Source organism: Rhizobium sp. rho-13.1 (genome assembly GCF_007000305.1).
GTDB lineage: Bacteria > Pseudomonadota > Alphaproteobacteria > Rhizobiales > Rhizobiaceae > Rhizobium > Rhizobium rhododendri.
Genome location: NZ_SCFL01000001.1, coordinates 596,774 through 610,890, shown reverse-complemented (window position 1 = coordinate 610,890; position 14,117 = coordinate 596,774). Strand labels below are relative to the sequence as shown.

At 62.5% G+C, this 14,117-nt stretch carries 13 protein-coding genes; 9 read left to right on the top strand and 4 right to left on the bottom strand.

Annotated features, from left to right (window positions below):
- Positions 1-259 precede the first annotated feature (259 nt).
- A complete protein-coding gene (locus EQW76_RS03180; protein ID WP_142823018.1) occupies positions 260-472 on the top strand; it encodes a hypothetical protein in 213 nt (70 codons plus the stop codon).
- Positions 473-522: 50 nt separating this feature from the next.
- Here EQW76_RS03180 and EQW76_RS03175 read toward each other — a convergent pair whose 3' ends face one another.
- The 3 genes from EQW76_RS03175 to EQW76_RS03165 form a co-directional block, all read right to left on the bottom strand.
- A complete protein-coding gene (locus EQW76_RS03175; RefSeq protein ID WP_142823017.1) occupies positions 523-1,428 on the bottom strand; it encodes a S1C family serine protease in 906 nt (301 codons plus the stop codon).
- A gap of 177 nt (positions 1,429-1,605) precedes the next feature.
- Positions 1,606-1,989 carry a response regulator gene (locus EQW76_RS03170; protein WP_142823016.1) on the bottom strand — a complete coding sequence of 128 codons (384 nt, stop codon included), beginning with the start codon at positions 1,987-1,989 and terminating at the stop codon, positions 1,606-1,608.
- A 3-nt stretch (positions 1,990-1,992) separates the two neighbouring features.
- Positions 1,993-4,017: a GAF domain-containing protein gene (locus EQW76_RS03165; RefSeq protein WP_142823015.1), complete on the bottom strand. Its 2,025-nt coding sequence runs from the start codon at positions 4,015-4,017 to the stop codon at positions 1,993-1,995.
- 269 nt (positions 4,018-4,286) lie between these two features.
- On the opposite strand from EQW76_RS03165, the gene EQW76_RS03160 reads away from it, so the two are divergent.
- The 5 genes from EQW76_RS03160 (at position 4,287) to EQW76_RS03140 (ending at position 10,420) form a co-directional block, all read left to right on the top strand.
- The gene (locus tag EQW76_RS03160; protein ID WP_142823014.1) at positions 4,287-4,502 is read left to right on the top strand and encodes a hypothetical protein; all 216 of its coding nucleotides are present in this window, start codon (positions 4,287-4,289) and stop codon (positions 4,500-4,502) included.
- A 344-nt stretch (positions 4,503-4,846) separates the two neighbouring features.
- Complete coding sequence (locus EQW76_RS03155; RefSeq protein WP_142823012.1) at positions 4,847-6,109, top strand: arsenic transporter; 1,263 nt, start codon at positions 4,847-4,849, stop codon at positions 6,107-6,109.
- Between the two features lie 140 nt (positions 6,110-6,249).
- Positions 6,250-7,899, top strand: a complete 1,650-nt coding sequence (locus EQW76_RS03150; RefSeq protein WP_142823010.1) for a DUF1800 domain-containing protein — start codon at positions 6,250-6,252, stop codon at positions 7,897-7,899.
- 10 nt (positions 7,900-7,909) lie between these two features.
- Positions 7,910-9,076 carry a DUF1501 domain-containing protein gene (locus EQW76_RS03145; RefSeq protein WP_142823008.1) on the top strand — a complete coding sequence of 389 codons (1,167 nt, stop codon included), beginning with the start codon at positions 7,910-7,912 and terminating at the stop codon, positions 9,074-9,076.
- A gap of 171 nt (positions 9,077-9,247) precedes the next feature.
- Positions 9,248-10,420: an acyltransferase family protein gene (locus tag EQW76_RS03140; protein WP_142823006.1), complete on the top strand. Its 1,173-nt coding sequence runs from the start codon at positions 9,248-9,250 to the stop codon at positions 10,418-10,420.
- A 12-nt stretch (positions 10,421-10,432) separates the two neighbouring features.
- On the opposite strand, the gene EQW76_RS03135 is transcribed toward EQW76_RS03140, so the two are convergent.
- Entirely contained in the window at positions 10,433-10,825 is a 393-nt protein-coding gene (locus EQW76_RS03135) for an acyl-CoA thioesterase (protein ID WP_111221789.1), read from the bottom strand.
- Between the two features lie 189 nt (positions 10,826-11,014).
- On the opposite strand from EQW76_RS03135, the gene EQW76_RS03130 reads away from it, so the two are divergent.
- From EQW76_RS03130 to EQW76_RS03120, 3 genes are all read left to right on the top strand, one after another.
- The gene (locus tag EQW76_RS03130; protein WP_142823004.1) at positions 11,015-12,250 is read left to right on the top strand and encodes an extensin family protein; all 1,236 of its coding nucleotides are present in this window, start codon (positions 11,015-11,017) and stop codon (positions 12,248-12,250) included.
- A gap of 163 nt (positions 12,251-12,413) precedes the next feature.
- The gene (locus EQW76_RS03125; protein WP_142823002.1) at positions 12,414-13,340 is read left to right on the top strand and encodes an ABC transporter ATP-binding protein; all 927 of its coding nucleotides are present in this window, start codon (positions 12,414-12,416) and stop codon (positions 13,338-13,340) included.
- Positions 13,337-14,098 carry an ABC transporter permease gene (locus EQW76_RS03120; RefSeq protein ID WP_111221792.1) on the top strand — a complete coding sequence of 254 codons (762 nt, stop codon included), beginning with the start codon at positions 13,337-13,339 and terminating at the stop codon, positions 14,096-14,098. The genes EQW76_RS03125 and EQW76_RS03120 overlap by 4 nt, the downstream gene beginning before the upstream one ends.
- The last annotated feature ends 19 nt before the right edge of the window (positions 14,099-14,117 follow it).

Here is a 14,117-nt window from a genome sequence, read left to right as displayed (position 1 = left end):
CAGCCGATGGCGTTGATGGCTCAAGAGTTTCAGCGAATTATATATTTGCTGTCTCTTGTAAAGCGGCAACCAACACACGGTAGTAATAATGGTTCCCTGCTGAACTCATTTTACAGGTGGCCACAGCCGAAGGGTCATGGAGGCAGCATAAAAAGTGAACCCAAAAATGGGCCCCAGAATGACACACGGATAGGTTATATGGTCTGACATCAAGTCAACGGGACTTCACATTCAATCCGTTTCGCGTCATGGTAGAGTTATGGATAGTCAAATTTCGCCCAAACCCACAGAAGAAGATCACGAACGCGCGACCGATTGCGCGAGCGCGATGGAGATCGCTTTTGCGCGCCTCGTTGCCGAGGCAAGTGCTGCAGGCTGGCGTGAGATGGAAGTGGCGGTCATTCTCGCCGACATCGCCGACGACCATGTCCTGCGGCTCGCCAAGAAATCCAGGCGCGGAAAATTCAACTGACGAAAACGATGTCGGCAGCGGTCCTGTGATCGCTGCCGACGTTTATCTGCCTATTGCATCTGCGGCTTCTTGAGAAAGCTGCCGCGATCCGCGGATTTTACACGCAGCCAGGCTTCGCGGCCGTCGCGCAGCACGCGCATCGGGATCTCGGCGCCAGCCGGTCCGCTGTTCCAGACCTGACGATAGAAATCTGCCAGCCCATCGACTTCCGCATCGCGGATTTCCGAGATGATGTCGCCGGGACGCAGGCCTGCTTCCGCAGCCGGTCCGCCTGGAGCCACATTCATCACCACGACTTCACCGTTGTTCTCGGCCGAAAAAGCGCCCAGCCATGGACGTGGGGGCTTATCGATCTGGCCGCGGTGCAGCAGGTCGTCGAGTATCGGCTCCAGGAGGTTGATCGGCACGACCATGTTGATATCGGCGACCTTGCCGCCTTGGCTCATCTGCAGCCGCAGAGAGCCGATGCCGAGCAGTTTGCCGTGTTCGTCGATCAGGGCAGCGCCGCCCCAGGATGGGTGAGCCGGCGAGATGAAGATCGCTTCGTCGAGGAGATATTCCCAGTAGCCGGCGAATTCCTGCTTGGCGACGATTTTCGACGACACCGCATTGCCGAGGCCATCTGCGAGCACGACCGCATCTCCGAGCTGCGTGGCGGTCGCATCGCCGATCGGCAGCGCCGGTACGTCGAGAGGGCCGAGCGCCTGGACGAGCCCGAAGCCGGTCTCCTGATCGAAGGCGAGGGCGTGCGCAGGGACGACCTTGCCGTCCCTGCGCGTCAACCAGACCTCTTCCGCCTCGGTGATGAGATAGCCGATCGTCAGCACCAGGCCGTTGTCGCGAATGACGACGCCGCTGCCCTCGCGGATGGTTCCAAGCGTCGAGGCGGTGAAGGCGTCCTCGGCGATGCTGGAGCGTAGGGCGACTATGGATGGCAGGAGTTTTTCAATTGGCACGGGCTTATCCTCGCGGCAGTCTGTTGGTCGGGGGAGCACGACGACGCTGCGCGGTCGGTCAGATCCCGGACCTTAAGGTATGAAGGAGCAATGCCTGCTGCAAGAGCCCGCTGCCGGTTTGTGACACGGCGCCATGTCTGAACGATAATGGTGCGGGCACACCACTGGCGGCTGAGACTAGTAGACGCGGGCCGCCAGCGCGTGCAGCGTCGCGGTAAGCTTGGTCGTGTCGTAGGGCTTTGAGAAGAAGATGCTGCGTGCCGGCATCATGACCTCTTCGGCAGTGGCATGGCCGGAGGTGATGATAATGTCGATCGGAGGCCAGCGGTCGCGGATGGCGGCGGCAAGCAACATCCCATTCATGCTACCCGGCATGTCGATATCCGTAAAAACGATGCGGATGTCGGTCCTGGTTTCGAGGATATGCACCGCCTCGTCTGCATCGGTCGCCTCGATCACTTCGAAGCCGGCCCGCTCAACCAGATCTGCCGCCATCATCCGCAAAAGCGGTTCATCCTCGACGACGAGAACGATTTTCTTGGTCGGCGATGTCTCTGCCATCTGTCAGTTCGCCCTTTGGAGCTGTGAAAGCGCGGCGGTCATTTCGACCGAGTAGCCCAGGCTTGAGTAACTCTGCGTAACGCCGCCTGTTCCCATGAAGCCGCGTTTAATCAGCCTTGAACCAAAACCGGTGCGTGTAGGCTCTGTCACCGGCGGGCCGCCACTCTCCGTCCACCGCATCGTCAGCACGCGGTTGCCGTTGCTCTCGAGCACCTGCCACTCGACCGCGACACGGCCGTCCTCGTTCGAAAGGGCACCGTACTTCATGGCGTTGGTCACCAGCTCGTGGAACAGCAGCGACACCGACAGAGTGCTGCGAGGACCGAAATTGATGGACGGCCCGTGCACGTCGATCCGTTCGGTGACACCGAGGGTTTCGGCAGTCCGCATGAGGACTGCGCCGATGTCCGCCCCGTCGCTGTCCTGGGTGATAAGCGAATCGTGGGCGGAGCTAAGAGCGTATAGCCGGCGCTCGAAATTGCGCACATGCTCCTGCTCGATGATCGGCCGCAGGGTCTGCGAGGCGATTGCCTGGACCATGGCAAAGGTGTTCTTCAGGCGATGACCGATCTCCCGGTTCAGCACATCCTGGTCGGCCTCCGCCTGGAGCCTGGCGATGGCGAGATGCATGCGGTCGCCGAAGCTCCGCACGAAGTCGATTTCCTGCTGCGTCCAGTCATGCGGTCTGTCGTGGTGGACGAAGACCGCCAGCTTGAATTGCCCGTGGTCGAAGACCGGCAGGTTGACGAGGACGTGGATGCCGATAGCGAGCAGCGCCTCTGCCCTGTGGCGAGTGCGCGGGTCGGTCGCGACGTCGGTAATGATGACAGTCTGGCCGGCCTTCAGCTCATCGACGAAATCACCGTAGTCGCGGAAATGGTGGAGACCAGCGAGGCTTGCGACGCCGGGCGCGCGCCATTCCGGCTGGATCATCAGGGTTTCAGCGGCGACGTCGACGAGCCCGAAACCCGCACGGCTGGCGTCTAGGGCCTTGGCCATCAAGTCGGAGGCAGCCAGTGCCATGGACTCGATATCGTCGAGTTCGCGCAGGCGGTCGCCGAGATCGAGCAACGCCTGGACGCGTGCCGCATCCCGTTTTATTGACGTGATGTCCTGCACCATGCCGAACATGGTGATCGGCTTGCCATTTTCGTCGTACTGGTATTTGGCGTGGCGGGAAATCCACCGTGTCCCATGGTTTGCCGTCTGGATCCGGTATTCGACTTCGACAGGCGCCGCGCCATTCCTGCGGGTCGCCTCATTCGATTGGATATGGCGATCTTCCGGCACGACCATGGACTCGAACAGCGCGGTCGGATGGGTGTCGGCGGGGGGGACGTCGAAGATGCGGCAAAACTCGTCGGAGGCGCGCACCTGGCTTGTGGCGATATCGATTTCAAAGGTGCCGATGCGTCCGGCCTGCTGGGCGGCGACGTTCTTGTTGGCACTGTTGCGGATGCTGGCGGCGAGACGTTTCTGGCGCTGGAAGAGTTCGTCCTTGCGGTGGGATACGCGTCGCGTTTCCATGAAGGCCACCACCTGGCGCGCCAGTGCCCGCAGGAGGTTCTGCTGGTTTTCGTCCAGCCCTTCCGGGCGTGGCACCGTATCGATGACGCAGAGCGTGCCGATCACGGCGCCACCGGGCACGATGAGCGGCGCTCCGGCATAAAAGCGGATGAAAGGCGATTGGGTAACGAGCGTATTGTGCCGGGTGCGCGGATCCAGGGTGAGGTCGGGAATGACCAGCAGTTCCGGCGACGTCAGCGCATGGGCGCACACCGACTGGTCGATCGGCGTTTCGCCGGGCTCGAAACCGATCCGTGCCTTGAACCACTGCCTATCGGCCTCGACGAGGCTGACCAGCGATACCGGGGTATTGCAGACGGTAGAGGCGATGTAGACGATATCGTCGAATTCCGGCTCGGGCGCGGTATCCAGGATGTCGTAGGCCTCCAGCGCCTCCAGACGGCGAAGATGGTCCAGGTCGATCGCATCGAACGGCGTACGGATGGGTGTGTCATCGCTCATCGTCAGCTCAGTTCCAGTTCAACGCAAACGACAGTCTTGATGTCGAAGAGTATAAAAGATGGCAACGAGATTGCCAGCCAGTTATTGTTCATGAATGATTATCCGCAGCGCCATCGATTGACCTCGGAGGCCGCTTAGTGTTGATTGCGCTTATATAGTTAGGTCTGTTCGTTACCGCACGGAACGGCAGACGAGTCAATTGGATAGCGGCCGGGGTGATGATTTTCATGCCCCGGTTTGGCTGTGAGCAGAACGCGGAGACCGACCCCATGACCGACGCGCCGACAAAAAGACCAACCGCGATAACCAAGATCGACGCGACCAACGAGGCGGCCTACACGCTGATCGACGCGCGCGACAGCGCCCGCGAAGCCAAGACCACCCGACTGCGCGCCCTCCGCCTTGCCAAGGAAGAAGAGGACGCCAAAATTGCCGCCGCAGCGGCACCCAAGAAAAAGCCGGCAAAGAAAAAAGCTGCGGAGTAATCGCCTTATCCAGCGCCAGGCCCTTTTATTTGATCCCGGGTGAAAGCCCTTGGCGCCGACCGGCCGTGTGGTCGACCAAGCGGCCCTACGTTCATTGCGGACGATCTGTGCGCAACCAGCTCCCGGACGCAGCCGACACCTCCCAAATAACTGAGTGAACCCGGTGTCCGGCAGTCTTCATCCCGATGCCTTGGTGATCCGGTGAGGGCTCGTGACGTAAAGGGTCGGCGCTGTCGGCACCGTTGTCCGGCCCGACGCCAACTATGACATTCAACACAATGATTTGGTCGTGAAACCAGGAGGCAAGACATGCAGGCAGCTCTGAGGATGGGCCCGAGCCTATGATGAGCCACGCCGTTCCCCTGACGTGGGGCATCGCCGCCCTGACCGCGCTTGGCGTCATCACTCGACCGTTTCGCTGGCCTGAGGCCGTATGGGCCGTGGCCGGCGCCGTGCTGCTGGTTGCCCTTGGGCTGCTGACGCTGCCGGAAGCATGGCAGGGCGTCGGCAAGGGGCTGGACGTCTACCTGTTCCTGGTCGGCATGATGCTGCTCTCCGAACTCGCACGTCGCGAAGGACTGTTCGACTGGCTGGCCGCCATCGCCACCAGTCGCGCGAAGGGTTCGCCAATCCGGCTGTTCGCGCTGATCTACATCGTCGGCACCGTCGTCACCGTGTTCCTGTCCAACGATGCGACTGCCGTGGTGCTGACGCCGGCCGTCTATGCGGCGACCAAGGCCGCCAAGGTCAAGGAGCCGCTGCCCTACTTGTTCATCTGCGCGTTCATCGCCAACGCCGCGAGCTTTGTGCTGCCGATCTCCAACCCTGCCAACCTGGTGATTTTCGGGGGGGGTCACATGCCGCCGCTCGGGCGCTGGCTTGCGACCTTCGCGCTGCCGTCGATCGCTGCCGTCGTCTCCACATACGTGCTTCTCTACTGGACGCAGCGCCGCGTGTTGTTGCAGGACAGCGTTGCCAGCGACGTCGAGGCGCCGCATCTGACGCCGACGGCAAAGCTTGCCGGTGCCGGTCTCGTCGTCACCGCGCTGATCCTGATCGGCGCCTCGGCATTCGGTCTCGACCTCGGATTGCCGACTTTCGTTTGCGGTCTCGTGACGGCAGCGCTGATCGTGGTTGTCGGCCGGGAAAGCCCGATGGAGACGTTGCGCGCGATGTCTTGGAGCGTGTTGCCGCTGGTGGGCGGGCTTTTTGTCGTCGTCCAGGCGCTGGAGAAGACCGGGCTGACCAAGATGCTGGCCGACCAGCTTTCGGCGGGCGCAGCCTCGGCACCGGGCCAGACGGCGGCGGTTGCCGGCGTTGCCGTCGCCTTCCTCGCCAATCTCGTCAACAACCTGCCGGCAGGCCTCGTTGCGGGCGGTGCGGTCCAGGCGGCGCACGCCTCCGATACCATATCCGGGGCGATCCTGATCGGCGTCGATCTCGGCCCCAACCTGTCGGTGACCGGCTCGCTGGCGACCATCCTGTGGCTGACGGCACTCCGGCGCGAAGGGCTGCAGGTCGGAGCCTTCGCCTTCCTGAAACTCGGCGTCGTGGTGATGGTGCCGGCGCTGCTTCTGTCGCTGCTCGCCTTGATCGCCCTGCATTAACATCCGGACAGGTTCGTCCGCGTCCGGTTACATCTTGTCCATGTCTGGAAAAAGCCGCATTTTCCGAACATTCCGGACGCAATTGGCTGGCAGCCTGTCACTCGTTCTTGATCCCCGAACGAACGATAACGGTGGCAGGCATGAGCATTTCTTTCCAGACAATGGCAGCGTTGCGGTTTGGCACCGGTCTCCGGCCGGGCGAACCTCCGCCCGCCGACAAGCAGGCCCTTCTCGCGCAGATCAGGGACGGTATCGCCAGTCCGCCGCTGTTTCCCGTCGGCGGGCTCGATGCCCGTCGCAAGGCGGTGGCCGATGTCGCCGACCAGCTGCAGGCGATCCGCAAGGGCAACGATCCCGATGAGACCAAACGGGCGCGGGAGAATGCGGTCTACCACCGCCTCGACGCCATCTACCAGCGCGACGCGGACGCGCGCATCGCCCAGGCGGTGTTCTCGCCGAATGGCTTTTACGAGCGGCTGGCAAGCTTCTGGGTCAACCATTTTTCCGTCAGCGCCCAGAAGACCCAGCAGATGCGGTTGATCGTGCCGCTCTTCGAGGCCGAAGCGATCCGTCCGAATATCGGTGCGCCGTTTCCCGTGCTTCTGAAAGCGGTGACGCGCCATCCGGCGATGTTGATCTATCTCGACCAGTCGCAATCGCTGGGACCGAACTCGCCTGCCGGCCTGAAACAGAAAAAGGGCCTCAACGAAAATCTCGCGCGCGAACTGATCGAACTGCACACGCTCGGTGCGGGCAGCGGCTACACACAAGCCGACGTGCGCTCGGCCGCCATGGTGCTGACCGGTATCGCGCTCGACCGGCAGGCGGTGTTGGTGGATTTCAAGCCGGGCATGTCGGAGCCCGGCAGCCACGACGTGCTGGGCGTGGCCTATGGCGGCAAGGTCCGTCGCGAAGGCGACTATCTGGCCATGCTTGATAATCTGGCGCTTCATCCGAAGACCGCCCAGCATATCTGTCGCAAGCTGGTCGCGCATTTTGTCGCCGACCAGCCGCCGCAAGCGATGATCGACGTGATGGTCGATTGCTGGAAGAACACCAAGGGCGACCTGACCGCCGTCTATGCCACCATGCTCGACCATCCCGATGCCTGGAGCGGCGAGGGTGCCAAGGCGCGTTCGCCGTTCGATTTCGTCGTCGCCGGGCTTCGCGCCCTCAATATGCCGCGCAATCCAGTGGCTGTCAGTCCGCCGCCGCAAAGCCTCGAAGTCGCCGATGCAACGCCACAGGCAGCAGCCGCCGCGACGATGTCGCCGGCGGGCACCCCGGCCATGGCGCCTGCGGCAGCCGCGGCAAGTGCGCCTGTGGTGGCTGCGCCGGTCACGGCTGCCGGCGTTGCGACCATGGTCAACGGCATGAGCGGCGGTACCACAGGCGCACAGATGTCACCGCCCGGCGATATGGCTGCCGATGCCGAGGCGCAGCGGCGCAAGCAGGAGCAGGCGGCCTTCGACGCGACCCTCTATGTGCCGCGGGGCCTCGGGCTCTATGCCCTTCGCCGCATGGGGGAGCCGGTGTGGGAGCCGCCGAGCCCGGCAGGCTTTCCCGACAGTTTCGACGCCTGGATCAATGCCAGCGCCCTGTCGGAGCGGCTGGCATGGTCCCGCCGTGCCGCCGGTCGATACGGCAAGCAGGACGATCCGCGCGAGTTCCTCAAGACGACGCTGGCCGATGCGGCGCGAGACGACACCATCCGTGTCGTCTCGCAGGCACCCAACCGGATGACGGGGCTGACACTGGTGCTCGCCTCGCCCGACTTCAACCGACGCTAGGAGCAGGATCATGTCCCTTTCCCGCCGCAGCTTTCTCGCCTCCGCCTGCTGCCTCGCCGCAGCGCCCGTGTTCACGCCGATAAGCTTTGCCGCGATGCCGGGCGACAACCGGTTCGTCACCATCGTCCTGCGCGGTGCCATGGACGGGCTGGACCTTGTTCAGCCCTATGGCGACACGTCATTTGCGGGACTGCGACCGGATATCGCCATCAGGCCGGACCAGGGGCTTCTCGACCTCGACGGCTTTTTCGGGCTTCATCCCGCTGCCGCCGGGCTGATGCCGATGTGGAAGGCGAGGGAACTGGCGTTCATCCATGCGGTCTCGACCCCCTACCGCAATGCGCGCAGCCATTTCGACGGCCAGGACATGCTGGAATCGGGCGGCGACCATGTGGCGGAGGAAAAAACCGGCTGGCTGAACCGGGCGCTTGCAGTGATACCGCGCTCGACGGCGCGCAAGGCGATAGACATCAATACCTCGACGGAGCTCATTCTCTCCGGGCCGAACGTCGCTGATGTCTGGGCATCGGATTCGACGCTCGGGACGGGGGGCGACGAGGCGCAGTTCCTGAAGCGCCTCTATGCCAACGACCCGGCCTTTGCCAAGGCCATGGAGGAGGCGACGCGGGCAGACCAGTCGGCCGAGATGGGCATGCCGCCCGGCGCCAAGCGGGGCGAACAGATCGCCGATATCGCCGGGCTGGCGGCCAAGATGCTGCGCGGCGACTATCGGATCGCCAGCTTCTCGATCAACGGCTGGGACACGCATGTCCAGCAGGCAAGCCAGTTCAAGAAGGCGGCCGGAGACCTGACACAGGCGATCGTGACGCTGAAAGATACGATGGGGCCGGACGTCTGGAAAACGACGGTGGTGCTGGCGATGACCGAATTCGGCCGCACCGTCCGCCAGAACGGCTCCGGGGGAACGGACCACGGCACCGGCGGATGCTGTCTGCTTGCCGGCGGCGCGATCGAAGGCGGCAAGGTACTCGGCAAATGGCCGGGTATCGGCGACCAACAACTGCTCGACGACCGCGACCTGATGCCGACGGCCGACGTCCGCGAAGTTGCTGCCGCCATGCTCTACAAGCAGTTCGATGTGCCGCCCGGCGACCTGAACGCCAAGATCTTTCACGGGCTGGATTTCGGCAAGGGCTCGCAGTTCCTGCGGGTGTGAGTTTTGCATCCAGGCATGTAACGTGAGAGGCTGCGGTGCGGCCTCCCGCCTGCAATCCCAGATGGCACCCGTTACGATTTAATTAACTTCTCGTCCTTACCTTGGATTGTGAATTGTCGGGTGCCTGGACGCTCGCGGTTGTGTCAGTCTTTTTGGCGCTTGGGGGCGGGCATGGGAAGGAATGGGCAGGCACAGCGCCGACACGACATCGACGTGATCCGCGTCGTGCTTTTCGCGCTTCTGATGGTCTATCATACCGCACTTATCTTCGGGACGAGGTCGTGGCTGCTGCAGGCCAGCACTCCGAACCGGGCCTTCGATCTGCTGCTGCTTGCCTTGCATCCGTGGCGCCTCGGTCTACTGTTTCTCGTGTCAGGGATTTCGACGGCAGCGCTCGCCAAGCGGCTTGCGCCGGCCGATATCCGCAGAAAGCGGTCGCTCCAGCTCATTCCGCCCTTGCTGCTCGGTATCTTCGTGCTGGTGCCGCCGCAGATCTACCTCGCGCTCAAGGCTGCGTCGGCGACGGACCTTCCCTATCTGGATTTTTGGGGGATCTATCTCCAGTTCGGCACCATCATGGTCCAGGATGGCCAGGCGGTCTCGCTGGTCAGCCTGCAACACCTCTGGTTCATTGGCTATCTCTGGCTCTACACGGTCGTCCTGACCCTGGGCCTGGCGTTTCTGCGCGGCTGGCTTTCGCCCCTGACCGCAGGTCTCAGGCGCCTGGTGGAAGGCCGTGGCCTGCTTGTCTGGCCGATCCTCTATCTCGCAGTTCTGCGCCTCACCCTTTTCCCGATCTTCGGTGAGACGATGGAAGTGGGCTCGGACTGGTACGCCCACATCGTCTATTTCTCGCTTTTCGCATTTGGCTATGTGATTGCCGAGGACGAGAAATTCTGGGCGACCGCAGTCCGCTACCGAAAGCATGCGGCGCTTGTCGCCATCGTGTCGCTGGTAATTCTGGCTTGCCTGCTGGTGGCCTATCCGCCGGGTGCCCGCAGCCTCGGGGTGGCTGTGATACACCGTATCGGGCGATCGATCTTCCAGTGGTCGGCGATGGTGGCGATACTCGGCTACGGTCGCGCCCTGATCACCCGGTCTCACCCGGTGATCACCTACCTCAACAGGTCGGTGCTGACCTGCTACGTGCTGCACCAGACGGTGTTGATCGCCTTTGCCTACTGGTGGATGCGAAATTTCGGGCTAGACACCGGTTCGTTCTTTTTGATCGTTGTGGCGACGATCGCCTGTTGCCTTGCGCTTTATGAGGTCCAGCGGCAGATAACCCGGCTGGTGAAGGCCAGGTCCACCCCCGTTTTTCCGACACAGTTGCCCCTGGCGTGAGGTTGCCTCCCGTCATTCCTCCGCCGGCGGAACGGCTTTCGGCTTTCCGTCGTCGGCCAGTGCCACCATGATGAAGGTGCCTTCGGTTACCTTTTCCATCTTCTGGTAGCGCGACCGCTGTGCCCAGGCTTCGATCAGCAGGGTGATGGAGGTTGTTCCGACGCGGGTGATGTGGGTGTAGATGCTCAGCGTATCGCCGATCTTCACTGGCAGCTGGAAGGCCATTTCCTTGACGGCGGCGGTGACGACGCGGCCCTTGGCGCGCTCTGCGGCGCGTATGCCGCTTGCCAGATCCATCTGCGCCATGACCCAGCCGCCGAAGATGTCGCCGGCCGGATTGGCGTCGGCGGGCATCGCCAGGGTGCGCAGCGTCAGTTCGCCCAGCGGCTTGGCGGTGTCGTTCATGTCGGCTTCTCCTGTCGGGCCTGATATGTATGACGCACCGTAAGGCAAACGCCGCCGTTTGCAAAAGGGCCGGGGGCGAGTTTTCCCTCCGATTTCGCCGGCTTTCATGCCGCTAAGCTTTCATTCACCAATTTTGCTTAAATTTGTACACGATTGCCGATCGATTGCGGCGTCGGAAGTGGTGTGTGTATGGCGTATTTTCCCTTTCTGCGGCGGGCAGTGCTGCCCGTTTTGCTGTCGTCGACACTGATTGCCTGTTCTGCCGACAGCCTCGTCCCGCCGTCTGGCATCGACAACAAGACGCGTGTCGGTTCGATCCAGCCGCGCCGCTCCGTGCCGACGAATCCACCGAGCCAATACACCTACCAGAGCACGACGACGCCGGTGAGCTCGGCCTCCGTCGATTACCTCGACACGCCAAACCTTGCCGATGTCGGCCATGTCAGCGGCAGGCAGTCTGCGGCCCAGTCGCCGGATGCGATGGTGGCGCCGCAGTCCACCGGCTTGGCATCGCAGCGTTCCGCGCAGAATTCATCGCCGGTGCCTGCCGAAGGTATCAATATGGACGCAGAGCTCGGTGTCGGTGGCACCCCGCAACGGGTCGTCGGGCTGGCCGAGGAGGAAGAGCAGAACATCGCCGAGGGCCAGTCCGAGGAGCCGGTCGTCAGCGGCATCGGCACGGATAATCCCGTCCAGGCGAACCGGCCTGTGCTTCGCACCAGCGCCCAGAGGCAGATCTTGCAATCGACCGCGCCACGGCTGCAGGGGCAGCAGGTGGCGATGTTGCCGCGCGTGGAAAATCCGATGACCACCACGGAGCCGCAGTACGAGGCGCCACAAGCGCCACCGCCGATGTCGGCCGCCATGCCCAATTCCGAACTGCAGTGCCGCCAGCAGTTGCGCCAGATGGGCGTCGTCTTCCAGGACAAGCCGGCGATCTCGCAAGGACCAGCCTGCCAGGTTCCCTATCCGATATCGCTGCGCGGCCTCTCCGGCAACATCGCCGTCCGGCCGGCGGTAACGCTGAACTGCCAGGTGACGCTGGCCTTTGCCAAATGGGTGAAGAACGAACTGGCTCCCTCGGCGCGGCTGCGCTATCTTTCCGGGATCGGCACCATCATCCCGCTCGGCGGTTATTCCTGCCGGCGGATGAACAACAGCGCGCAACGCTACAACCCGATGTCGGAGCATGCGCACGGGAACGCCATCGATGTGGGCAAGTTCGTGCTGAAGAACGGCCACGCCATCGATATCCGGAAGAAGGGGCTGTTTTCCTTCCGCGAAGGCGCGTTGCTGAAGGCGGTGCGCACCGACAGCTGCAACTATTTCGACACCGTCATGGGCCCCGGCAGTAATCCGGAACACTGGAACCATTTCCACTTCGACCTTCGCGAAAGGAAGGGCGGACGGAGGTACTGCAACTGAGAAGGATGCCGCGGCGGATGGCAACGACCGGCAACTCAGCCCTGTAACGGGTCATCTCTGCTGCCGAATAGATTGTTCGCCGGGGGCGCTCTGGCAAAACTCCGGTTCGAGGTTATATAGCGGGCTGTTGCCGCAAAAATAATCAAAGAGCCCCATCTCGCCCATGCCCCCGATCGTCTCCATCCGCAATCTCACCAAAGTCTATGACAACGGATTTCAAGCACTGAAGGGGATCGATCTCGATATCCAGAAGGGCGAGATCCTGGCATTGCTCGGACCGAACGGCGCCGGCAAGACGACGATGATTTCCATCGTCTGCGGCATTGCCAACCCAAGCGGCGGGACGGTGCTCGTCGACGGTCACGATGTCGTCAAGGATTTTCGCGCGACGCGGTCGATGATCGGGCTGGTGCCGCAGGAACTGACCACCGACCAGTTCGAGACCGTCTTCAACACGGTGAGCTTTTCGCGCGGCCTCTACGGCAAGAAGGCCAACGCCGCCCATATCGAAAAGGTGCTGCGCGACCTGTCGCTGTGGGACAAGCGCGACAACATGCTGCGCGAGCTCTCCGGCGGCATGAAGCGCCGGGTGCTGATTGCCAAGGCGCTGAGCCACGAGCCGCAGATCCTGTTTCTCGACGAGCCCACCGCCGGCGTCGACGTGACGCTGCGCAAGGACATGTGGCAGGTGGTCGAAAAGCTCCGCCAGACGGGCGTCACCATCATTCTCACCACCCACTATATCGAGGAAGCCGAGGAGATCGCCGATCGCGTCGGGGTCATCAATGGCGGCAAGCTGCTGCTGGTCGAGGACAAGACGGCGCTGATGGCCAAGCTCGGCCGAAAGCAGCTCATCCTCGACCTCGACACGCCGCTCGCCGTCCTTCCACCCAGCCTCGAAGGCCGTGGGCTGACAATCGGCGAGGGTGGCTTGTCGCTCATCCACGAGCTCGATGCCGAAAACGGGCACGGCAACATCGCCGGGCTGCTGACCGACCTTGCCGCTGCCGGTATTGCCTTCAAGGACCTCTCGACGCGGCAAAGCTCGCTCGAGGATATTTTCGTCCAGCTTGTCGGAGACGATCAATGAATTTCGAGGCCGTCAAAGCCATCTACATGTTCGAAATGGCCCGCACGCGTCGCACGCTGCTGCAAAGCGTGGTGTCGCCGGTCATCTCGACGTCGCTCTACTTCATCGTCTTCGGGGCGGCCGTCGGCTCGCGCATCCAGGAGGTCGAGGGCATCTCCTATGGTGCCTTCATCACGCCCGGCCTGATCATGCTGACGCTGCTCAGCCAGTGCATCACCAACGGCTCGTTCGGCATCTACTTCCCGAAATTCGTCGGCACCATCTACGAGGTGCTGTCGGCGCCGGTGGCGATGACCGAGATCGTGCTAGGCTATGTCGGGGCGGCGGCCACCAAGGGAATGCTGATCGGGGCAATCATCCTGCTGACGGCCAATTTCTTCGTGCACGTCACCATCCAGCATCCGTTGATGATGGTGCTGTTCTTCGTGTTGACGGCGGTAACGTTCAGCCTCTTCGGCTTCATCATCGGGATCTGGGCGAAGAACTTCGAGCAGCTCAACCTTATCCCGATGCTTGTCGTGCCACCGCTGACCTTTCTCGGCGGCAGCTTTTATTCGATCGGCATGCTGCCGCCCTTCTGGCAGGCGGTCAGCCATTTCAATCCGGTGCTCTACCTCGTCAGCGGTTTCCGCTGGAGTTTTTACGGGATCGCCGACGTCAACCCGCTGGTCAGCCTCGGCATGGTGCTGTTCTTCCTGGCGATCTGTCTGGCCACCGTCTACTGGATCTTCAGAACGGGCTATCGGCTGCGCAACTAGGCCTTTCCACCGCCCACGC

Coding starts and splice junctions, on each gene's coding strand:
- EQW76_RS03150 (WP_142823010.1), top strand. CDS start 6,250: ATGAGCATTTCTTTCCAGACAATGGCAGCGTTGCGGTTTGGCACCGGT.
- EQW76_RS03120 (WP_111221792.1), top strand. CDS start 13,337: ATGAATTTCGAGGCCGTCAAAGCCATCTACATGTTCGAAATGGCCCGC.
- EQW76_RS03160 (WP_142823014.1), top strand. CDS start 4,287: ATGACCGACGCGCCGACAAAAAGACCAACCGCGATAACCAAGATCGAC.
- EQW76_RS03130 (WP_142823004.1), top strand. CDS start 11,015: ATGGCGTATTTTCCCTTTCTGCGGCGGGCAGTGCTGCCCGTTTTGCTG.
- EQW76_RS03165 (WP_142823015.1), bottom strand. CDS start 4,017: ATGAGCGATGACACACCCATCCGTACGCCGTTCGATGCGATCGACCTG.
- EQW76_RS03125 (WP_142823002.1), top strand. CDS start 12,414: ATGCCCCCGATCGTCTCCATCCGCAATCTCACCAAAGTCTATGACAAC.
- EQW76_RS03135 (WP_111221789.1), bottom strand. CDS start 10,825: ATGAACGACACCGCCAAGCCGCTGGGCGAACTGACGCTGCGCACCCTG.
- EQW76_RS03170 (WP_142823016.1), bottom strand. CDS start 1,989: ATGGCAGAGACATCGCCGACCAAGAAAATCGTTCTCGTCGTCGAGGAT.
- EQW76_RS03140 (WP_142823006.1), top strand. CDS start 9,248: ATGGGAAGGAATGGGCAGGCACAGCGCCGACACGACATCGACGTGATC.
- EQW76_RS03155 (WP_142823012.1), top strand. CDS start 4,847: ATGAGCCACGCCGTTCCCCTGACGTGGGGCATCGCCGCCCTGACCGCG.
- EQW76_RS03180 (WP_142823018.1), top strand. CDS start 260: ATGGATAGTCAAATTTCGCCCAAACCCACAGAAGAAGATCACGAACGC.
- EQW76_RS03145 (WP_142823008.1), top strand. CDS start 7,910: ATGTCCCTTTCCCGCCGCAGCTTTCTCGCCTCCGCCTGCTGCCTCGCC.